The sequence below is a fragment of the Acinetobacter celticus genome (genome assembly GCF_001707755.1).
GTDB lineage: Bacteria > Pseudomonadota > Gammaproteobacteria > Pseudomonadales > Moraxellaceae > Acinetobacter > Acinetobacter celticus.
The window spans coordinates 85,882-107,897 of the sequence record NZ_MBDL01000010.1; the positions used below are offsets into that span (position 1 = coordinate 85,882).

At 36.1% G+C, this 22,016-nt stretch carries 25 protein-coding genes; 6 read left to right on the top strand and 19 right to left on the bottom strand.

The window, feature by feature from the left end; genetic code table 11:
• The first annotated feature begins 70 nt into the window (after positions 1-70).
• Positions 71-1,624, top strand: coding sequence for a phospholipase D family protein (locus BBP83_RS09410; RefSeq protein ID WP_068887845.1), 1,554 nt, complete (start codon positions 71-73; stop codon positions 1,622-1,624).
• A 59-nt stretch (positions 1,625-1,683) separates the two neighbouring features.
• Here BBP83_RS09410 and BBP83_RS09415 read toward each other — a convergent pair whose 3' ends face one another.
• Both BBP83_RS09415 and BBP83_RS09420 read right to left on the bottom strand, forming a co-directional pair.
• Entirely contained in the window at positions 1,684-2,292 is a 609-nt protein-coding gene (locus BBP83_RS09415) for a uracil-DNA glycosylase family protein (RefSeq protein WP_068887847.1), read from the bottom strand.
• Between the two features lie 22 nt (positions 2,293-2,314).
• Positions 2,315-3,025, bottom strand: a complete 711-nt coding sequence (locus tag BBP83_RS09420) for an SGNH/GDSL hydrolase family protein (RefSeq protein WP_068887849.1) — start codon at positions 3,023-3,025, stop codon at positions 2,315-2,317.
• Positions 3,026-3,277: 252 nt separating this feature from the next.
• Here BBP83_RS09420 and BBP83_RS09425 point away from each other — a divergent pair, with 252 nt between their 5' ends.
• A complete protein-coding gene (locus tag BBP83_RS09425; protein ID WP_068887851.1) occupies positions 3,278-4,033 on the top strand; it encodes a hypothetical protein in 756 nt (251 codons plus the stop codon).
• 137 nt (positions 4,034-4,170) lie between these two features.
• On the opposite strand, the gene BBP83_RS09430 is transcribed toward BBP83_RS09425, so the two are convergent.
• The 4 genes from BBP83_RS09430 to BBP83_RS09445 form a co-directional block, all read right to left on the bottom strand.
• The gene (locus BBP83_RS09430) at positions 4,171-4,914 is read right to left on the bottom strand and encodes an SDR family oxidoreductase (RefSeq protein ID WP_068887853.1); all 744 of its coding nucleotides are present in this window, start codon (positions 4,912-4,914) and stop codon (positions 4,171-4,173) included.
• 28 nt (positions 4,915-4,942) lie between these two features.
• Complete coding sequence (locus BBP83_RS09435; RefSeq protein WP_068887855.1) at positions 4,943-5,641, bottom strand: histidine phosphatase family protein; 699 nt, start codon at positions 5,639-5,641, stop codon at positions 4,943-4,945.
• Positions 5,638-6,759: a phosphotransferase family protein gene (locus BBP83_RS09440; RefSeq protein WP_068887857.1), complete on the bottom strand. Its 1,122-nt coding sequence runs from the start codon at positions 6,757-6,759 to the stop codon at positions 5,638-5,640. Before BBP83_RS09440 ends, BBP83_RS09435 begins: the two co-directional genes overlap by 4 nt.
• 121 nt (positions 6,760-6,880) lie before the next feature.
• A complete protein-coding gene (locus tag BBP83_RS09445; RefSeq protein WP_068887859.1) occupies positions 6,881-8,122 on the bottom strand; it encodes an acyl-CoA dehydrogenase family protein in 1,242 nt (413 codons plus the stop codon).
• Between the two features lie 93 nt (positions 8,123-8,215).
• On the opposite strand from BBP83_RS09445, the gene BBP83_RS09450 reads away from it, so the two are divergent.
• Positions 8,216-9,133, top strand: coding sequence for a LysR family transcriptional regulator (locus BBP83_RS09450; RefSeq protein WP_068887861.1), 918 nt, complete (start codon positions 8,216-8,218; stop codon positions 9,131-9,133).
• 258 nt (positions 9,134-9,391) lie between these two features.
• Positions 9,392-9,946, top strand: coding sequence for a thermonuclease family protein (locus tag BBP83_RS09455; RefSeq protein ID WP_068887863.1), 555 nt, complete (start codon positions 9,392-9,394; stop codon positions 9,944-9,946).
• Between the two features lie 439 nt (positions 9,947-10,385).
• On the opposite strand, the gene BBP83_RS09460 is transcribed toward BBP83_RS09455, so the two are convergent.
• From BBP83_RS09460 to BBP83_RS09470, 3 genes are all read right to left on the bottom strand, one after another.
• Positions 10,386-10,877, bottom strand: a complete 492-nt coding sequence (locus BBP83_RS09460; protein WP_068887865.1) for a hypothetical protein — start codon at positions 10,875-10,877, stop codon at positions 10,386-10,388.
• 379 nt (positions 10,878-11,256) lie between these two features.
• Complete coding sequence (locus BBP83_RS09465) at positions 11,257-11,817, bottom strand: hypothetical protein (RefSeq protein ID WP_068887867.1); 561 nt, start codon at positions 11,815-11,817, stop codon at positions 11,257-11,259.
• A 356-nt stretch (positions 11,818-12,173) separates the two neighbouring features.
• Positions 12,174-13,334 carry an MFS transporter gene (locus BBP83_RS09470; protein WP_141689976.1) on the bottom strand — a complete coding sequence of 387 codons (1,161 nt, stop codon included), beginning with the start codon at positions 13,332-13,334 and terminating at the stop codon, positions 12,174-12,176.
• Between the two features lie 190 nt (positions 13,335-13,524).
• On the opposite strand from BBP83_RS09470, the gene BBP83_RS09475 reads away from it, so the two are divergent.
• Positions 13,525-14,271: an AraC family transcriptional regulator gene (locus BBP83_RS09475; protein WP_068887871.1), complete on the top strand. Its 747-nt coding sequence runs from the start codon at positions 13,525-13,527 to the stop codon at positions 14,269-14,271.
• 549 nt (positions 14,272-14,820) lie between these two features.
• On the opposite strand, the gene BBP83_RS09480 is transcribed toward BBP83_RS09475, so the two are convergent.
• The 3 genes from BBP83_RS09480 to BBP83_RS09490 form a co-directional block, all read right to left on the bottom strand.
• Complete coding sequence (locus BBP83_RS09480) at positions 14,821-15,018, bottom strand: hypothetical protein (RefSeq protein WP_068887873.1); 198 nt, start codon at positions 15,016-15,018, stop codon at positions 14,821-14,823.
• 62 nt (positions 15,019-15,080) lie between these two features.
• On the bottom strand, positions 15,081-15,314 hold the full coding sequence (locus tag BBP83_RS09485) for a hypothetical protein (RefSeq protein ID WP_068887875.1): 234 nt from the start codon (positions 15,312-15,314) through the stop codon (positions 15,081-15,083).
• Between the two features lie 98 nt (positions 15,315-15,412).
• The gene (locus tag BBP83_RS09490; RefSeq protein ID WP_068887877.1) at positions 15,413-15,628 is read right to left on the bottom strand and encodes a cold-shock protein; all 216 of its coding nucleotides are present in this window, start codon (positions 15,626-15,628) and stop codon (positions 15,413-15,415) included.
• Between the two features lie 451 nt (positions 15,629-16,079).
• Between BBP83_RS09490 and BBP83_RS09495 the strand changes: the two genes are divergently transcribed.
• Entirely contained in the window at positions 16,080-16,421 is a 342-nt protein-coding gene (locus tag BBP83_RS09495) for an avidin-fold protein (RefSeq protein WP_068887879.1), read from the top strand.
• A gap of 101 nt (positions 16,422-16,522) precedes the next feature.
• On the opposite strand, the gene BBP83_RS09500 is transcribed toward BBP83_RS09495, so the two are convergent.
• The 7 genes from BBP83_RS09500 to BBP83_RS09530 all read right to left on the bottom strand — a co-directional run bounded on the left by BBP83_RS09500 (position 16,523) and on the right by BBP83_RS09530 (position 22,016).
• On the bottom strand, positions 16,523-17,299 hold the full coding sequence (locus tag BBP83_RS09500; RefSeq protein ID WP_068887881.1) for an N-acetylmuramoyl-L-alanine amidase: 777 nt from the start codon (positions 17,297-17,299) through the stop codon (positions 16,523-16,525).
• Between the two features lie 67 nt (positions 17,300-17,366).
• Positions 17,367-17,564 (bottom strand): hypothetical protein, encoded by a 198-nt coding sequence (locus BBP83_RS09505; RefSeq protein WP_245669733.1) that lies wholly within the window; start codon positions 17,562-17,564, stop codon positions 17,367-17,369.
• Positions 17,565-17,661: 97 nt separating this feature from the next.
• A complete protein-coding gene (locus BBP83_RS09510) occupies positions 17,662-18,048 on the bottom strand; it encodes a hypothetical protein (RefSeq protein ID WP_068887883.1) in 387 nt (128 codons plus the stop codon).
• A 73-nt stretch (positions 18,049-18,121) separates the two neighbouring features.
• Positions 18,122-18,949: a LamG-like jellyroll fold domain-containing protein gene (locus BBP83_RS09515; RefSeq protein ID WP_068887885.1), complete on the bottom strand. Its 828-nt coding sequence runs from the start codon at positions 18,947-18,949 to the stop codon at positions 18,122-18,124.
• Positions 18,942-21,599 (bottom strand): hypothetical protein, encoded by a 2,658-nt coding sequence (locus BBP83_RS09520; protein ID WP_068887887.1) that lies wholly within the window; start codon positions 21,597-21,599, stop codon positions 18,942-18,944. The genes BBP83_RS09515 and BBP83_RS09520 overlap by 8 nt, the downstream gene beginning before the upstream one ends.
• A complete protein-coding gene (locus tag BBP83_RS09525) occupies positions 21,583-21,762 on the bottom strand; it encodes a hypothetical protein (RefSeq protein ID WP_245669734.1) in 180 nt (59 codons plus the stop codon). The genes BBP83_RS09520 and BBP83_RS09525 overlap by 17 nt, the downstream gene beginning before the upstream one ends.
• Positions 21,763-21,770: 8 nt before the next feature.
• Complete coding sequence (locus tag BBP83_RS09530) at positions 21,771-22,016, bottom strand: hypothetical protein (RefSeq protein WP_245669735.1); 246 nt, start codon at positions 22,014-22,016, stop codon at positions 21,771-21,773.

The following is a 22,016-nucleotide window of genomic DNA, read 5'->3' on the forward strand; positions in this document are numbered from 1 at the left end:
ATTCAATGATTCAACCTTTAACATGATGATATTATGAGCGTATAACATTTTGAATGATCTAAGAATAAATATGCAAATCCGTTTAGCTATTCAAGTTGGTTCATTTTTTTTAATGGGTTTGTCGCTGACAGGATGTAATTTGCCTATGAATGACGCAAAACCAGAAACCTCTATTCATGTTTATGCGAAACATTGGTTGAACGAAACTGATGTGGAACAGCATTTATCACAAGGTTTAACTGCATATTTAGCATTAGATGACGCCTTTACTAGTATTGCTTCGCGCGTGCATTTAATTCGCAAAGCGCAGCATCATATAGATTTGCAATATTACATTTGGAAAGATGATTATATTGGCCATATGATGTTGCAGGAACTTTTAAAAGCAGCCGATCGTGGTGTGAAAGTTCGCCTGCTGATTGATGATCAGAATGGTACACAGCTAGACAATGTCTTAAAGCCTCTGGCTTCGCATCCGAACTTTGAAATTAAAATCTTCAATCCCTATAAATTTAGAAAACTACGTATTATTGATTATGCTTTTCGCTTTAAATATATCAATCATCGTATGCACAACAAACTCATTATTGCAGATGGTGCAATTGCGGTAACGGGTGGTCGCAATATTAGCCGTGAATATTTTGATGCCAGTGACAGCTTTCAATTTACCGACTTAGATATTTTATTTTATGGCAATGCCGTCAATCATGCCAATGACGTGTTTTTAGACTTTTGGAATGACCCGTTAAGTTATAACGCGACACAGTTATTGGGAATCAGTTCCCCAGTCGAAATACAGCATTTACGACAACAATATAAACTTGATGCGATTGAAAAAAATCAGGTAGAAAACAAAATTGAATTCGCTCAAAAACAATTAGATACCAACTTAAAAAAACGTGCATTTAATTGGGCACCTGCCCATTTTGTAGCCGACAGCCCAAATAAAATTCGCGGGCAAGCCACAGGACAACAACTCATTTATCAGCAAATGCGAAAAATTATGGGAGAACCCAAACAGCATATGGAATTGGTTTCTGCTTATTTTGTACCCACACAACGTGGGACAAAATATTTAACAGATTTATCAAAAAATAATATTAAAGTGCGCGTACTGACAAACTCTTTTGTAGCCAATGATGTTGCTGTGGTGCATGCTTTTTACCAGAAATATCGCTATGATTTACTCAAAAATGGCGTTCAACTGTATGAATTTAAACCGTATATAGCGCGTAAAAAAAGAACATGGTATGAAGTTATGACTGGAAATGTAATTCCTGCAAAAGGAAAAAGTGCGTCTAGTCTACATGCCAAATTTTTTGATATTGACGGTATCGTTTTTATTGGTTCTTTTAATTTTGATCCACGTTCTGCCAATTTAAATACTGAAGTTGGCTTAGTCGTCGAGTCTAATAAGTTACAAGATGGAATTTCAAAAACTTTAGACCAGTACTTACCACAAGTTGCTTACCAGCTAAAATTAAATGCAAACAATGAAATTATTTGGTTAGATCAACAACCCGATGGTTCCATACGTGAGTATAAAACAGACCCAGATACCACAAGGTTTCAACGTTTTAGCATAAAAACTGTCTCTTATCTCCCGATTGAATGGATGATGTAATGACATAATCATTACATTCAACTCTTTTATTTCGAATACTATCATTTATTAGTACCAACTTATAGTAAGCCTATTTCCAAGAATAACTTCCGATAGGCCTCGGCCTTCTTTTCCACTGCTAAAGGATATGCACGGGAGGACGACGGCATACGATACAGCGTTAATTCTCTACCCGCAAAATATGTATGACTGGATGTGCCAAGCATTGGTTTTTCAGCAGTTTCAGGCATAGATAACATGAGTGTATCCGTTGCTTTATCGCCCGTAGTCATTAAGCTATGACAATTTGGCATTTGATCTAATAACTTTTTCAAATCAGTTGCAGTATGAATCTGTAAAAACTGATCAGATGCATTGCCTTTTAAACGAATGATTTGATACGCCGTATCAAATATTCCAATGCCCTTTTCTGTTAAAAACTCGCGAATCTGTTGTTCTTTAAAAGTTTTTTCTTCTAAATTAAAAAAATGGTTTTTATCTTGAAAAAAACAGAGGCCAAAAATTTTCCACATATCATTTTGATAATTCGGATAATAAAAATTCATTTTCCAACGTGCCTTAGGTGGCGGAAAGCTCCCCAACATCAGTAATTTTCCATTTTCAGGTAAAAAAGGTTTTAAAGGATGGGTTTCTATGATGGCTGGATGCACAAGATTAGGTTTTTCCATAATTTAAAATTAAAGCATAGTCTTAAAATGATTGACGAATTTTGTCTGCGACTTCCTTTGCCCATAATTGATACACCGCTTTGCTCGGATGGAATCCATCTTCTGCCATATCTAAATTTAAGGCTTGATATCGCTTAATATTATACTTAATCCATTGCATATTAGACTGCTGTTGTACTAATTTTGCTAATTTTATGTTCATCTGCATTGCATACTGACCAAAAAGCCAACGCAGTGGATTAGGTAATGCAGGAAACAGATGCATTGGTGGTACACCAGTTGCAATCACCATCTTGGGGGTAAATTTCTGATGAATCAGTGCATATAATTGATTTTGTTTTTTTACCCATTGCTGTGCAGACATTAATTGGGTGACATCATTCACTCCTACAGAGGTAAGTACCACGTCATAAGGGCAATCTTCTAAAGTATGTAAATTATTGATTATTTGTACTGTACCATCACCTGATCTTGCATGAAGTTTCCACTGAAGTGCGTAATCCATTTGCAGTTCTTTGATAAGTGCGCCAAGTAACGCGTCATCTTGTGTCGCCACACCAACACCCGCTGCTGCAGAATCTCCAGCAATCAAAATAGATAATACTGGCCCTTGGCCTGTTTGACCTTCCCGTATGCCTTCTGGTTCCGGTAAACGTGGTGTATTTTTCTTGACCTGACGACCCTGAATAATTAAGGATGGAATCAATACGAATGTCGCAATTTTTAAAAACATAAATTTGTTCTTTTAAAATGTAATTGAATTTTACCCATCTAAAATTGTAAAACATTGGCAATAATATATCTTCTTTAAAATAGAGCGCTTAACGTTCATTAAATAGTTTCTTGATTGACATAAAATGTGCGAATTAAATCATTTTTTATCTTTTAACTGAGCTTAATTTTAAGCACAATTATCACTTCCAATGCATGAACTTCGTGCTTAAATTCTATGTGTAATTATGGCAATAAATATACGGAAAATCATATGTTGAATAAAATAATCATTACAAGTGTATTACTGGCCAGTAGTATGTCCGTTCTTGCTTTAACGACAGCAGAACAAAAGCAAGTAGATCATCTCATTTCGCTATTTAAACAAAATAATGTACCTGCAATTAGCCAAAGTATTCGTTATCCTTTAACACGTGAAGCGCCTATCCCAACTGTAGAAAATGCACAGGAGATGCAAAAGCGGTTTAACCAAATTTTTGATGCAGAGCTTAGACAAAAAATTGTCCACTCTTCGCCACAACAATGGGATTCTGTAGGTTGGCGTGGAATGATGTTCGATGGTGGTAAAATTTGGTTTGATGGCGAAAAAATCACTGCCGTTAATTACAGTTCTAAAGCGGAACAACAGCTTAAGCAACAACTGATTTCAAATCAAAAGCAACATTTACATTCCTCACTTCGTTCCTTTAAAGAACCCAAATTTAGTTTTATAACCAAAAGTTTTCAAGTACGTATCGACCAGTTAAATAATGGTCAGTATCGTTATGCATCGTGGAAAATAAATCAGCCACAATCAACAAAACCCGATTTAATTCTGAATCAGGGCTCGGTTAAATTTGATGGTAGTGGTGATAATCATTATTATATTTTTAACAGTGGCTCATATCGCTATACTATCGAACGTAATGTTATTGGTGCAAATGACACAGCACCTGTGCGTTTAATTGTCACTCAAACTAAAAAGGTTATTTTAGACCAATCTGGCAAAATCTTAGATAACGTAAGATAAGCACTTTTTAGAAAATGCAGTGAATAACAGTGTACGACAATTAATGACGTTCAGCTTTTTCGTATGTTAATGTTTTTAGTATCTGTTTTTTATAAAAATCGCCATATCAATGATATGGCGATTTTTTGATTAAAGCATTATCCCAACTTATTGACCCATTTCAGTGGTAGGACTTTCATTGCAAAACCAATAGGTAACCAAGGCCATTTCGGTACATAAGCTTTTACTGGTTCTTTATCAATTGCAGTGGCCAATAGATGTGAACCTGTTTTTTCATCTACTTCAAAAGGTAGTTTTTTGGCCCCTTCATTTATTTCTGTGCGAATATAACCGGGGAAAATAGTCGACACTTTAATTGGCGTATCAATAAATTCTGCGCGAATACCTTCTGCCAACGCAGCAACGCCCGCTTTACTGGCGCCATATGCTGTCAAATGTTTTGGCATCCCTCGCATTGCACTCATAGACGAGATGACCACCAAATGTCCTGCATTTTGCGCCCGAAAAATTTCTACAGCAGCTTCACATTGCGCTAAAGCAGAAATAAAGTTGGTTTCAACTGTCGCGCGGTTAATTTCAAAGTGACCTTTGCCAATGCCACGACCATTGCCAATTCCTGCATTTACAATGACACGGTCAAGGGTGCCAAAATCTGCTTTAAATGCACGAAAGACTTCAAATACTTGGTCGTAATTGGTGACATCTAAAGTTTTTGCAATTACTTTTACGCCGTATTGGCTTTCAAGTTCTTGTTTTAAGGTTTCTAAACGCTCTAAACGTCGTGCACATATGGCAAGGTTGTAGCCCTTTTTGGCAAATTCACGTGCCATACCGGCACCAATTCCAGAACTTGTACCTGTAATTAAAATGGTTTTTGCCATGATCTCTTGCTTTCCTATTTTTATCCGATCAAATCCAGGTCAGTAATTGTGGGCTTTCAACTTTAATAAAATGATGTTCATTTAAGCTTAATAATTGTGGCTCATTGCCCACCAAACGCAGTGTAGTCATACTGCTATTTGTAATAGCCCAATTCAAAGCAAAGGTTTTATTTGGACTAAGACCTAAAATTTTTCCAGCAGCTACAGAAATAACACCGCCCGAAGTAAATACAACAGCATAGCGTGGTTTGGTTTTAGCTAGCTCATCACATAAATTTTGTAAGGCTGTTTCAACACGGGTTTTAAAGTCAGGCCAAGATTCTTCATATTCATGGTGATAGTCTCCACCCGTCCAACGGTCAATTGCACCTTCAAAAATTTTGGCTAAATATGCACGTGGATTATCTTCTTTAGCGACATCTTCTTTCAGCAAATGTGGCTCATTAAAACGTGGTTCATATTGTGCAAAAACTTGCTGATGATTAAATTCATTCCAAGCACTGTCCGTTATTATTTCGGCTTCAGGAAAACATTCATTCAACGCCAAAGTTGCAGTTTGTTGATGACGTTGCATAGAACCTGCAACCACATAGGGCGTCTCTTTTAAAATACTGTCAAAATACCTTCCAAGAACTTTTGCTTGTAACTCACCATTTGGTGAAAGCTTGTCATAACTTTCTGCACCAAATGAAGCTTGTCCATGACGAATTAAATAAATTGTGGTCATTTTCCTAAAATTTCCTTCATTTTTTCTATGTATTTTTGCGCAATATCATTGGCTTCAATTTTTTGTTTACCAATAAGTTTTAGAGCACGAATATGTAAAGCATGAATGACAATCCAAAAATCTTTAAATGCAGGATTATTGGTTTGTTTATGGTAGTAGCGATAATAAATTTGTTGTGCAATAACAGCTAAACGAAAGATGCCAAATACTTCGTAGAACGCCCAGTTGTCCGTTTGTAAACCTGTTTTTTCTAAGTAGTAATTGACAACTTCTTTGCGTGTGAACATGCCTTTTAAATGAGTAGGCTGGCGACGTGTTGCTTTAAATATTGGGCTATCTTTCTCTTCAACCCAATAAGCTAGAGCGGCCCCTAAATCCATAAGTGGATCACCTAACGTGGCCATTTCCCAATCTAAGACACCAATCACTTCAGTCGGGTTTTCAGGGTTTAAAATGATATTATCAAAACGCCAATCATTATGAATAACACAAGTTTTTGAATCTTCTGGAATATTATTTTTTAACCAATGACGCACAAATTTAAATGACGGTACATTTAAGGTTTTGGCCTTTTCATAACGTGCATCCCAACCTTCGACCTGACGACGGCAGTAACCTTCACCTTTACCTAACTTTTCTAATGCGGTTCCTTCATATGGCACTTGATGCAATTCAATCAGCTTATCAATGACATTGATACAAAGTTGACGAACTTGTGCTTCATTAAAGTTTAATTCTTTGGGTAAATTTGCACGTGGAATTATGCCTTCTATGCGTTTCATTACATAGAAATCACAGCCAATGACCGATTCATCCTGACACAGTGCCACCATTTCAGGTAAGACAGGATAAAACTCTGCTAATGCTTTTTGCACATGATATTCACGGGCCATGTCATGTGCAGATTTTGCTTTCGTACCTTTGGGTGGTCGACGTAAAATTAAATCCGCATTTTCATATTTCAGGCGATATGTCCAATTTGAAGCGCCACCTGAATATTGAGTCACTTTAACTGGCCCGGATAGCTCTTCGCCATTTTCTATTAACCAGTTGCCAACCACACGAACATCTAATTCTTCGCCTTCTCTGACATTTCCACCCAGATCAATCACTGACATGCTTTTTTCCTAAACCCTGAATTTATATTTTATAAAATGACTTTATTTAAATGAATAGCATCATTTTCTTATAGCATGACTTTTCATTTAAAGTCACCGCTATAAGAGACACATTGTGTGATTATTTTTTCTGCCGTGAGCTGTAACCACGTTTTGCCAATTCAAGTTTCGCAATCATTCCTTTATGAACTTCGTCTGGGCCATCGGCTAAACGTAATGAACGTGCTTGCGCAAAAAAGCCTGTTAATGGTGTATCACGCGAAACGCCCGCACCGCCGTGTATTTGTATGGCCATATCTACGACTTTTTCCAATACGCTTGGTGCAACCACTTTAATAGCAGAAATTTCAGTAAGGGCCGCCATATTGCCCATGGTATCCATTTTATAGGCTGCATACAGTGTTAATAGCCGTGCTTGATCAATGGCAACACGTGCTTCTGCAACACGTTCTAAATTGCCCCCTAATTTTAAAATTTCTTTACCAAAAGCAGTTCGGCTCATACCACGGTCAATCATTAACTCAAGCGACTTTTCTGCAGCACCAATACATCGCATACAATGATGAATACGACCTGGCCCAAGACGACCTTGTGCAATTTCAAAACCTTGTCCTGCACCACCAATAAAGTTCGCAACGGGAACTCTAACATTATTAAAACTAATTTCGCCGTGGCCATGTGGTGCATCGTAGTCTCCAAATACAGGTAACATACGTTCAATTTTTACACCAACAGTATCTACAGGAACCAAAACCATAGAATGTTGATGATGACGATCTTTGGTTTCATCTGGAGTATGCGCCATAAAAATAATGATTTTAGCGTTTGGATCGCCCAAACCTGAAGACCACCATTTACGGCCATTCAACACAATCTCATCACCTTCAACCACGGCTGTTGCTTGCATATTGGTTGCATCACTTGATGCAACAGCGGGTTCAGTCATACAAAAAACCGAGCGAATTTTGCCATCAAGTAATTGCGTTAACCATTGTTGTTTTTGTTCTTCTGAACCGTAGCGCCACAGCACTTCCATATTGCCACTATCGGGTGCATTACAATTAAAAACTGTAGGGGCAATTAAACTTCGGCCCGAAAGTTCTGCAATGTGTGCATATTCTTGAACCGAGAGCCCTTGACCTAATTTTTCACATGGCAAAAACATATTCCAAAGCCCTGCATCTTTGGCTTTATTTTTTAATACTTCCAATTGTGCAGGCCATTGCCATTTGGTCCAATCACTCCCCTGATTTAATTCATGGACTTCATTCCAAAAATCAGTTTCTATTGGCTCAATTTCTTCTTTAATAAAGGTTTTGGTTCTTTCAAGATAACCTTGTGCACGTGCTGATAGTTCAAACATGGCTTTATCCTTTTCAATATTATGTTTATGTGCTTTACAACAACATAGCGCGAAAACTATTATGAACAAAATGATTTAATTCAATACAACTCCATGAATACTATTCATAATCAAACGCATATTGATATGAGCCTTTTTCACCGTATCGATATCAATCTATATCCATTATTTATTACCATTTTTGAACAGCAAAATATTTCAAAAGCAGCGAAAATTTTGTGTATCACACAATCTGCAGCAAGCCATGCCTTGCAACGGCTTAGACGACATTTACAGGATGATCTTTTTGTCCGCTCTGGTAGCAAAATGTTGCCAACCCCCTTTGCAGAACATATTTATCCATCCATCAAAGACGCTTTATTTACGATTCAAAATATCTCCATGCAGAAGCATTTATTTGAACCAAGTTTAGTGAAAAGTTTAAAAATTGCCGTACATGATGAAATCGAACCTATCATTTTTCCAAAATTGGTCAGACACTTTCAGCAAATTTCTGCTGATATTCAATTTACAAGTATTAAGTTAGATCGGAAAAGTATTGTTGCAGATTTATTAGCACAACAAATTGATTTTATTATTGATATTGAACAAAATTATGGAGAAAAAGTTCAATTCGAAAAACTGGTACAAGACCAATTTGTAGTCTGTACTCAACAAACAGAAATGAATGAGGCTTGCTATTTAGCATCTCCTCATATTGGTGTTTCTTCACGTAGAACAGGCGTATTGGTTGAAGATATTTATTTAAATCGAAATAAACAAAACCGTCAGATTTTTTTACGTTGTCAGCATTATTCGACTGCTTTACGGATTTTAGAACAGCAACCAAAAGCGATATTGACCATTCCTCAAAATCTATTGGCGCATTTACAAATTTCTAGTCAATTAAATATTTTTGTTGCCCCTATTGAATCACCTATGATTAATATTGGGATGTATTGGTATAAAGATTTGGAAATTAATCCGAGGCATGCTTTTTTGCGAAGCGAAATTCAAAAAATATTTGCTTAGGCTATTTTATTTGAATATTTATTTGCTTAGGCTATTTTAGTGATTTAAGGAATATGCCATCATTCCGTCAACTTTTTAACAGCAACAATGTTTTTGAGTGAAATTTCAACATATTGTTGATTGTTCATGTATTTTTAATACAAAAACTAGCTATTCATGCTTTTACTTCACCCAATTTCATTTACAATAAATTTATCTATCTTCTGCAATTTTTAGAATTTATTTGATGCTTATCTATAAATTCGGCTAATTTTTCTTATGCTTTCAAACTTATCTCCTGGTTGGCTCATTGCTTTAGGCATGATGCTTTGTGTTCTTGTTTTATTTATTTTTCACAAAATTTATATTTTTTTGGCCGAGCTTTTCAAACCCTTTAAAAAAGGAAAGTCATATTGGTGTCGTGTTATTTCCATAAGTGATGGAGATACCCTAACGTGTACACGCTTGAATATTCGTCGTTCACAAACCAAACTCCGTTTTGCTTATGTTGATGCGCCAGAGTCCTCGCAAACGTATGGCAAGGAATCACAACGTATTGTGAAAACCATGATTTATAAGAAATTGGTACGAGTCAAAATTACCGATGTTGACCGTTATGGTCGGTGTGTCGGGGTGATTTACCGTTATCGACGCAATGTAAATGAAGAGATGGTGAAGCGTGGTGCTGCATGGGTATACGAAGAATATATTCGTGATAAAAAGCAACTTAAACATATGATGGCTTTACAAGACCATGCGCGTAAACATAAAAAAGGTTTATGGAAAAACAGCAAACCTATGCGACCGAGTGTTTATCGTAAACAAAGCAAATAAAATAGGGCTGACCAGTTCAGTCTTTTTTGTGATTCAATATGCTATAAAAACAACCATTTTTTAAGTTCATATTGCCTCAAATTTAAAGCGAGCCTGTAGGTCTTATAGTTTCCAAAACTTAGTTGATCTAGATTACTAAGTTATTTTTTGTGAATATGGAATTTATATTATTTCCTTAGACTAATTGGATTCCATGCTTTAGCTTTATTGAGCACACTCCCCCATTCCATTGATTATGCTATGTACATTCTACCTTTTCGCAATTTTTATAATAAATGTGTTCTGATCTTACTCAGATATTAGCTCAAGGTTCATGGATATTTCTGTTGTACACAGCTTTACTTGTAGGTTTAACTTCAACTATTCGTTTAATTTTAAGCATAAAAAAATCCCTGATCTATGGTCAGGGATTTTTGTTCTAAACTATTCGACGACAATCCTAAAATATTGCTTGTAGCACCTTGGCCGAAACTTTACCTTTCCATAAGTCTCGTAAAATTGGTAAATAAAATTTTTCACCTAACTCAACTAATTCCGCGTCAATTAAGCCATGCACTTCATGCATAAATAAATAATCTAAATCTACAATTGAAAGCATTGATTGCGCTTTCGAAAAATCTTTACGTTTTTGCTGTGCTTGTTTCACTAATTTGTCTGCGTATTTGCGGTCTTTAAATTGTGAAATTGCATTGAGGCGCAATTCAATTACCCCCCAACCGGTCAGCAATAGTTTAAATATTTCTAAATCTTGAGTTGTCGATTCCCATGTGATTTCTTCCAAACTTTCATTTTCTGGCAGTACTGGAAGCATAAGCTCCATCACACTTGGGAAAATTTTTTTAAAATTTAGAACAAATTTAACAGGATGCTCACCCGGATAATCCTTGAATTGCACCTTCTTTTGAACATCTGTTAAATAAATATCGAACATTTAAAATTTCCGCATATAAATTACTGTTTTTAATGAGATAAAAAATTGCCTATCAAAATTCTATCAAAACTTTAGAAAAACAGTGTTTTTTAGTGTTGAGTATTCTAGCAATTATGACATCTTAATCAATGTTATTTGAGTAATAGAATCAATATAACAAGTGCTTTGTTCTAAATTTCTTCAATTAGCTGAAAAGTATTTTTTCGTACTCTTTGGATAGAATCATGATGAGAACAAAAAAAATGAAAACATGGCTCTACTTCTATATTGAACACACCGTGAAAAATGGACTCTACGGAATATCTAGTGGAATTTAATAATTCATAGATACTCAGAGCCAGAATTAAAGCGCCATGGTGCGTGAATACTTAAACCTTACTTATTCATCTAACCTAGGTTTTACTTGCATTACATTGCCCGGTATTGCACTTCCTTTCAAAATTTCAGTTAGAGTTTTTGTATCAACATTGCTAATGTCTTTTGATGGTGGTTTCCCTGAATCTGCAGTACCAACAAATCCTTTTAGTTTTTCCAGATATTCCAAATTATATTGATTAGCACTCTTAAATTTAATAATTAGTTTGCTACCTCTTAAATCTTCGATTTTGGTATCCTGAGATGCATCAAATGAAAAGGTGCTTTTAGATAATGATTTTAGACTTAATGGGTCTGCTGCTATACCCAGCTTTCCATCTTTTGTTGCATTGGCATTCAAATTAATTTCCAACTGAATATCGTCAACATAAACACCAGCTTTTACATTATCAGCATCCAATTTATTTTTCATAGCAACAATACCTTCAGCAATTTGAGGTAATGCTTTGTCAACACTGATAATTTCTCTGGTTTCCTGTTGCCCCTTATTGATCTGGAATGCTGTACACCCAATTAATCCATAACTAAGTGTAAAAATTACTGAATAACAATAAAAATTTTTCATAATTTATTCTCTTTATTATTGATTTGTAATTTTATTTATACATCACCATTTGTATATAAACAACTCAATGCAAGCAAAATTAAAAGCTAACTGCTTTTTTTGAGATGGCATCATAGTTAAAGTTTTATATCAAATTTCCGACTAAGTTAAAGTGAGTAGCCCTCACTTAATGGCCTTCACTCTTGAGCCATGCTTTGTCTTGCAGTCATAGTGATAATTACAAAGAAACCATGATAGTGCGCTGAACCCTATCATGGTTTCATATAAAATATTGATGCTTGTGACTAAATTTCAAGCATTTCGCATAAGCTGTATTATGTTAATTTTAATAATCCTTAAAAATTACTTATTATGTTCTAAACTTTTTTAAGTTGGGTATTAGGTAGGAATAAGGTAAAAATTCCTAATAAGGGTAAATATGAACATAATGTAAATACCCATTCTATGCCATTTCTATCAGCTAGGTATCCTAAACCAGCAGCGGCTATACCACTTACACCAAACATTAAACCAAACATTAAACCAGCAATCATCCCAACACGCCCAGGAACCGCTTCTTGTGCATACACGACCATTGCAGAAAATGCAGATGACATAATTAAACCTGACATAACCGCGAGAATACAAGTCCAAAATAAATTTGCATAAGGTATGAATATAGCGAATGGGGCCATTCCTAAAAATGAAATCCAAATAACTGCTTTACGCCCAATACGATCACCAATAGGACCACCAAAAAATGTACCAAAAGCAACTGCTGCCAAAAAAGCAAATAAATATAATTGAGCACTCTGAATTGGCAGGTTAAATTTTTCAATTAAATAAAACGTATAGTAATTGCTGATGCTTGCGATATAAGTAAACTTTGCAAGCATCAGTATAGAAATAACTATGAGAGCTCGAACTAAGGTACTGCCATGTAATTTAAAACTTGTGATAGATGTTGTTTTGCTAATTTGATTTTTCGCATAATGAATAGTCCATTTACTCACTTTAAATAAAACAAAAATTGCAATTAAAGCAAATAGCACCAACCAGACTGCTGAAGCTTGACCGTTAGGAACGATAATAATAGCAGCTAACAATGGACCAATTGCAGACCCAGTATTACCACCTACCTGAAAAGTCGATTGAGCTGTCCCAAATCGGCCACCAGAAGCCATACGTGCAACACGAGAAGCTTCAGGATGGAAGGTTGATGAACCAACCCCAATTAGTGACGCAGAGACAAGTAGCATATAAAAGCTACTAGAAAATGCGAGCATAACAATCCCTATCAAGGTAACTACCATTCCTAAGGGCAGAAGATAGGGTTTGGGATATTTATCAGTATATAAACCGATCCAAGGTTGTAATAATGAAGCTGTAATTTGGTAGACCAATGAAATTAGACCGATTTGCGTAAAACTTAATGAAAAATTATCTTTTAGTAATGGATAAATAGCTGGTAAAGCTGCTTGAATTAAATCATTGAGTAAATGTGCTAAAGCGACAGCAAAAATAATATGACTTACCATTTTCGGCACCAAGTCTGTAACTTCAACTTGGGTATTTTCCTCTATCTGAATAGGTGGTTGCATGAAATACCTTACTTGCTTTAAAACTTTAATAATTACGATTATAATCTGTCATATATACAGCTATATTCCAAAAATCATTCTATAAGTGACAATTTTAAGAGTTAATAACAATGTCTTTAAGAAAAATATGATTTCTACATTAATCATTTCTATGGGATCAAAGCATGATTATGGAAGTATTATTCCGCCTCATACTCATAATCGCGCGCAATTGCTTTACGCATCTAAAGGTGAAATACGCGTTCATACCGCAGAAAATATTTGGTTAATCCCTCCACAATGTGCCTTATGGATTCCAGCATTTGTTGAACATAGTGTTACTTCATTAAGTAATGTACGCTTAAGTACAGCCTTAGTTGAACAAAATGCTGCAAAAACGTTAGGAGATAAATGTTTTCTAGTTAGAATGACTAATTTATTGAAAGAATTAGTTTTGAGACTGAATCAGTTTGATGAAATGCAACAAAATGGAATACTATATAGTGAAGATTTACAAAAATCGCTACAACTACTTATTTTTGAAGAAATTAAACAATCTCCTACCTTCCCAGTAGAAATTCCATGGCCTAAAGATAAGCGCTTAGTTTTAATTTGTGAGCAACTAATTAAGTATCCAAAGCATTGTAAAGACTTGAATACATGGTCCAATATAATTGGAACCAGTTCAAGAACTTTAATCAGGCTATTTAAAAAAGAAACTGGACTATCTTATAGGGGATGGATCCAGCAAATGCACATCGTATTAGCATTGAGTCAATTGGCGAAGGGGAAAGCTATATCGGATATAGCCACATCATTAGGGTATACAAGCACAAGTGCATTTAGTGCTATGTTTAAACGCCATTTAGGCTATTCTCCTCAAAATTTTAAATAAAATTCGACCAAATTCCCCCCAATTTAACATAATGGGGGTTATACGAAATGCAAAAATTGAAACTGATAAAGATCAAAAACTTATGTTATAAATAATCTGCTCGATGATGTCGAAAAGCCGACTTGGAAACAAGTCGGCTTTTTTATGTATAACTCTGGAAGATATTGCCAATAAAATTGATTAATATTTAATCAAAATGACACATTATTGTGATTTATCAATTCATCCACTGCTTAAATTATCCCCAATTTCTGCGGACAACTCTTGGGATAAAAAACAGCCAAATTTGTACGCTCTGGCGTACATAAATTCAAGCCCTTTGCGTCTATGCCACTTCGTTCTGATTTCTTATCATGGGGACATAGAGAGCAGGATGCTCCAGAGAAGAATAAGAAAAGAAAGAACAAGGAATGTCAGGTACGACAGGAGTTATACCAACGCATCAGATATGTAAAAAAGCCCAACAGGATGTTGGGCTTTTTTATTGTCTAAAATCTTGCTGAGCTGATTGTTTATGATTAAATAATCACTCCACATTAATTTTATTATCTATATAATTTTAAAAATTTTTCCGCTTAAAGAGCTCTGGAAGAACATTTCAAAACTAGGTCGAATATCTTCACCATCGACAGTGATATATTTTATATTCGAATGAGATTGCATGTTGAAAAGCTGATGATCCACTGTTGCTTGAATAGCATGTTTAACCCCAAACTGATCTTTAACGCTAATACTTTGTTTAATCATGGATATATCCTTAATAATATTTTAGTTTAAAAATTAACCTTAATTATTGATTTTTATTAATTTTATATCAAAGAAACTCTATGATTTAATTTAAATAACTGATTTGTAGAAGTGTAAAATGTACGGCCATCCAGATTTAAATCTACCTCGAGTCCAGATGAAAGAAGAACTTTTTTACCCACTTCGATTTTTTTTAAACCTTGACGTGTATTTTGCATTTTATTGAGGGGAATTAATGAAACAATAATTTCAGTACCATTTTTAGATTTTGCAATTAAATCATTTATTTTTAACAATTTGTATCCTGTTTTTAGAGATTTTTATAACTTTAAAATTTAATTTTAGAGTATAAAAAAGCACTCATGAGTGCTTTTTTATTACTGTCTATTATTACTTAGATAGCAATAATATTTACAGCATTCGGCCCTTTTTGACCTTGAACTACACTAAATTCAACCATTTGGCCTTCGAGCAAGGTTTTGAAACCTGAGCTCGCGATTTCGCTAAAATGAGCAAAAACGTCTGGACCTGATTCTTGTTGAATAAAACCAAAACCTTTAGTTTCATTGAACCACTTTACAGTACCTTTAACAACATTTGAGTTTGACATAATATATCCTACTAATTTTTAATAATTTTTAGTCAATTTATTGACTGAGTATAACTTTGAAAATAATAAAGAATGAAACTTAAAATCTGAAAAAAACGAAGGATTATGACTAAAACTGCGATACTTAAAGAAGATTTACCGAAACAAGACTTTTTTCTAGTTAAGTTAACTATACAGTAAAAATTCATTTAATCAAACTTTCTTATATATATATTTATTAATCTTATAAAACCTATTCAGTAACTTGAGTATTTCATTATAGCCCTCACTTAAGGGCCTTCACAATTGAGCCATGACGTGCCTTGCAATAATAGTAAATCATCACAAAGAAACCATGATAGTACGCTGAACCCTATCATGGTTTCATATAGAATATTGATGCTTATGACTAAATTTCAAGCTTTTCGCATAAGGGGTATCATGTTAATTTTAGGCAAATTCAAGAGTAGAAATGAACGTGAATCTAAATAATAAAAAATTTGTAAATGCTAAAAATACATCTAATGGAGAAGTATCTCACGAGACTATTTTTAATTATTACCAAGTAGGTGAGCGTATAGAAGCTACATATTCTGGTGGCAGTATTACGAATGGACATTTACTAGGTTTCATGACTTCTGAGAAAACTTTCACTATGGCATACCATCACATCAATGAGATGAATGAATTACGTATAGGTGAATGTAATACTAAGATTGAGATCCAAACCGATGGGAAAATTAAGTTAATTGAAAAGTGGCAATGGCGTAATGGGGACTGTTCTACAGGCGAATCAATCCTTGTTGAAATGTAAAGTTGAGATAACTAAAGCCCTGATTTTATTTCAGGTGTTATTCACCAATTAAAGTTGAGAGCGCTGTGCAGCCTGAAATCAGAATGCACAGCAATAAGGACTCAAACCCCTTTTTCATGCTCAATCAAAATATTGGCCACGGCTTTAGCTGCTGACCAATATTTAGAATAAAAAGTAGCAAGTTCGGTTTCATTTGAGATAAAACCAAGCTCAACGATTAAACCGCCAGCATTGATAAAACCGAGCTTTCCACGTGCAGACTGACTTTGATCAATCCAACCTCCATCCCCGCGCAATCGACTGCCAAATACATCAGCTACAGCTTTCGATAACTTTTGTGCAAGCAATTTATCTTTTGGCAATGCAATTGTTTCAATGCCATTTGCCTGCTTTGAGGTTGATGCATTCATATGGAACTCAACAGCAATAGATGCACCTTTCGCTAAGGCAATCGCATTGTTTAAAGGTAAGTTGATTGTGCCCGCTCCATCTGTTTTGATTGTCAGCCCAGCCACAGATAGGTAGTGAGCAACAGCATTTCGAAACTGCCGAACCAGTTCAGCCTCTTTGTATTTACCATTTACTGCACCGGGATCTGTATTTGAATGCCCCGCTGTTATGGTTACAAATGGCTGAATTTCAGTATGCAATTCGGGTTGCTTTTTAAGTCGTGCAAGCACCATGGCCACACCAACAAGCATGCCTACCCATTCAGCAATGTTTTCAGGAATCTTGTTTTTTAGGTCTTGCGGGATGATATTCCAGACACTTAAAAACTGCTCTGAAAGCAAAATTAAGGCATAAAAAAAGGCGCTGATTGCGCCCACCTGTACTGACTTGAGTTTCCAAGCCTGTTGCCAATTTTCAATTAACTTCATTTCACTTTCCTTTGGATATAAAAAAACCGCCTGAATGGCGGTATAAATTGAGTATGCTAAATATCTGTTAAGCAATAGACCACAAATAATAATATTCTTGGATATCTGAATTTAAAAATTCATCACTTTCGAGATCATAATGAAATGGCTTACCCTCTAAAAGCTCTAAGCTATTCAAAGATGTTAGATACCCCTTTAAGAATTTTTTAAATAATTCAATTTTTTCAGGAAAGGGATTTTCTTCATCCCATAAAATCATAGCCATTTCAAAAGCCTCAATAATTAACCAATTGCGCGGATTGCATTGCAAACGATTAAACCATTCAACACTTAAATGAGACTTAAGTCACAGTATAAAGCACTCATTTTCTTAGGTGATCTTTCACATCTTTCAACTCCTTGACTACCTCAATAATGGTTTTCCCCTCCTGTTTATTGATGAAGTTGAACGTCCATCGAACGATGGCCCAACCTGGTAATCCACATACGAAGAAGAAGCCACCCAAAGCGATTACTCCCCAAATATCAGTGACCCACTCATGTAGCCCCCATTTCACGATAATAAAAGCACCGCCAGTAAGACTAGATACAACTGTGCAAATTAGGCCCACGGCCCATTCTTGCGGTGATCGTGGTAGACGCATCATAATGACAACTGTTGCAACAAGTGCTATTGCTAAAGTGACCATGATTGCCGCACCATAAAATTTTAAAAACGCGGCAAAGCCACTTGTAGAGACTGGCTCCATTAACTCCCCCTAAATTTTTGGCAATAAAAAAGCACCCGAAGGTGTATGATTAATCAATAGTATTATTTGTATATCAAAACATACTTTTTTCTATTTTCAGCTCATCAATATAGCCAGAAAAATATGAATAAATACCATCCGCATCTATCGCAGCGCCGACAGAAATCCTTTTTGTTGACACTTTAATATATTGATTCGTAGTTGATGTTGCCACTAAGCTATCATTAATTAATAATTGCAGTGTAGTGCCGATCCTCTTCACTTCGATTTTTGTGAAAGTGTTTGCAGGAGTTGTGCCGGATGGACTCACAACAGAAGGTGCACCCGTACCAATATAGTAAAATCCGACAGCCCCATTAGACTCTCTCCGCAACATCCAGCCTACTGTACCTTTGTCCCTGTTTGTGATGATAACTCCCTGTGTGTTGTTGGTCGGACTGATATAACATTCCAAAGAAAAATCAACGCTCTCAAGCTCAAACTCATTATTGTATGGCGTGTAAATATAGCCATTCCCCGCGAGATATAATGACGACAAGCCGACCGCGGCATAATCAGTCTTGAGTACAGCATTCACAGGTGTCCAAACTTTCCCTTTTTCATCAGTTATTACTGTTGAGTTATTTGGGCCTTCAAAATGCAAAATGCTTACAACCCTATCATCTGTGTAAACCTGAAAAACACCACTTAATTTTTCAATACCATTTTTTACAGAGCCGACCGCAACATAATACATTTTATCAATTACAACATCTGCATCTATATAAGACCTTACATCACTAGCAAGAGTAGCTTTGGGCAATGGTGGGCTTAACGGATCAATGGATGTTTCTGAGCAGTAATAACGCTGCTCATCAACAAAACCATCTACTTTCCAATTTAGCTCTAAACGATTAGTCATTTTTAAACTCAACTGTTAAGTCAAAAGGCGCACTAAAGAATTGTGATAATTCGACTATATGAATAAATGGGTTTAAACACTCATAGCCATCTCGCACAGTTTTAAGCACAATCTCAACTGTTCGCGTATCGGCTTGCATTAATGAAATCGGCATTGTGTAATTTGTAGTACCTGTCACGTTGGCATTTGTTGTTGCAAGCTCAACATCATTTTCATCAAACTGCGTCAGAATTAAATGCGTTTGAGTATCTTGCTCAATCATCACCCCACTATCAAACCAACCCAAAATACTGCCGCCCGTCTGCTGCACACGGTTGCGATCTACCCAGGTTAAAACCAGATCTGTTTCAAGTTCTATTGGCCAGTATTCTTCATTAATTTTTATATTCGCTGGTGGGTACGGACGAATAGCACGAGCGTGTATTTCAACTTGCTGTGCATCTACATTTTCAATATCTAAAATCCCACTTGGCGTTGTCGTTAAAGCTTTGACCTCAATGACCTCACTGGTCACATACTCAGTTGAATCAACAGTAATAAAGTCATCAGCAAAATACAGTACACTGCCAGCACTGTGCATCTGTGGAATGCTATCTAGTGCGCCACGTTTGACTGTCAGCAATGCTGTATTGGTATCGTATGACTGATAAACCATAATTTCATTTTCAATTGTGATTTGAGTCCCAATGCCCACCGAAGCAATATTGCCCACATTTTTAACAATAAATGCTGTATTGGTCTGCGAAATAATCTGATCAAGCTCAGCCGTTTCACAGTATGCAATTGTCCCAGCACGTTCAAAACCATTACCGATATCTGTATACATCAATGCATTCAGTGAATTGTTTTGAGGTCGTTTAGCAATCACTGTCGCATAACCTGCATCGGGGTTATATGCCAAAGCATCATCTACAGACTTTTGTCCATTGAGTTGTACTGCTTCAAAATATGACAATTCAAAAGCCTTAAACAAAGCCGGCTGTGGTGGTTTTGGTGATGTATCAACAGGTGTATCAATCACAATATTTGACGATAGATCAGATGAATACGGAACCACTTCTACAAAATCAATTGAAACGTCAGTACCTGCGCCTAAATTAATTTTCATGATTCGAACTAAGATGGTACCCGACCATTTTCTTGGCCAAGCCAGTTTTAGTAGGTCATAACGATTCCATTTTCTCGCTTCATAAAAACCTGTTGTGAACGTGCCCTGCCAAACTGGTGTAGACATCTGCTTCAGCTTCCACTGGGCCACGACCGCTGCATTACGCTGATTCATAAAATAGGGGAAATCAGCTGTCTCAGCGTTTACTCGGCCCTGTAAATTTTTAATCGATGCATTTTCAGCAATCGAAAATGATGAATTTTTGATGGCTTCGCGGTTGTAATGACTCACATTCAGCTGATTAATTGTTTCATCTGTGTTTTGAGGATCGAGTTGCATACTCTTAATTTTATTTAGAGGCAATGTATGTATTTCATCATCTTTGAACCAATCATCACGAAACAGAACCATTTCATATAAACCGCTTTGACGATTGACACGAATTCCCGCTTCAATGTGCCCACACAGCTCATTAATGGCCTCAAGACAAGATTTTTCTGTCACTGCCCAAGAAATTCCTATTTTTTCTTCATACAGTACATCTGCCGCTTTCTTAAAATTTTCATCATTCACGTCAGACTCAGGCTTATGCATTGCTGTGTCATCTGTCAGAATTTCACGAATTTTATGAATCGGATTTAAATCACTTACTCCGCCTTTATAAACACGCAAAGAAACACCGCCGCGATTATCATCTGGAGGAATGTCGTCAATCCAAAATTTATATGAAGTACTACCCGTCAAAGTGAAATAGTGGTTTGATGCATACTCTTCTGCTTCATCATCTGTCTCAAAATAACCTTCCCAAAACTTAGATACACCAGCATTAGAAGTCACAGATATTTCGTTTGTCCAACTATTTTCAGAAGAAATATCCGCTGACCAATTAGACCAAGCTTTATATGTTAAACCCTTTGTTTTTTCGACGACTAAAACATCGTCTTTTGAAAACCCGCTATCAATTATTATTCCAGCAGCACCATCTACTGTTGCATGACTCGCACTAAACTTTAAATCATCAATAAAGGAAACACTTGGTATTGCAACAATCTCAGCCTTTTCGTCATACCATTGCGGGCTTCCATCATTTCGTACATGAACACGCTGTGGCCAAAGCAACATCTCTTTCATGTAACCAGAATTGCCCAAATAAAATGAAGCGCTGTAATGCTGTCCACCCATGATTATTCCAGCAATCCCTCCAATTGTTCCGCCCGATACTCTTTGTCCAAGCCCGCGAAACAACAAATAAGATTGAAATGGATAGCCTGAAACTTTTGGAAAATCAGCTTTGTAAAAAACATTCGGCAACTGATCGGCTGTACCGGTTTGAATATCAACAAACCCAGCAACACCGCCTTCTTTATCACCATATAAGTTTTGCTTTTCTATACAAAAAGATGACTCTTCATTGTTTGGTTTATAAACCCAGCCCCGATTATCGAAGTTAATCCCAATCAACTTTTCAATTGGATTACCAATAAAAACAGCAAGTTTTGCGAAGTATCTTTGACCAATTGTTTGACTACTGCTTCCGCCCATTTTTTACATACTCCACAACTTGTTGTGCCATCGCATCATTGGCTTGTTCAACAATGTCTAAATCAATGCCATTTACTAAGAAGTCTTGATAATCCCAACCTTGAGCCAAAAAAAATGCCCGCGATCCGCGAGCACACATTTTGGCTTTTCGTATATCAGACATATAAATTTTCACTTGCCACCTTTCTGCTTAATATCCGATGTCGCGTGGCCCCAGATATGCGTGATATTTCCATACATATGTGGGCTTCCTGCCACATCTGAAAATGAAACACCTTCATCTGCGATGGTGCCATCAAGTTGATTGGATTTTTGTTGGTTCTTTTTCTGCATTTTGCGCATGGCGTAATAGCTGTATGCCATTGTTACAACCATTAGCGCAAGCATGGCGTAAATAACCCATGGTGCAATAACCAT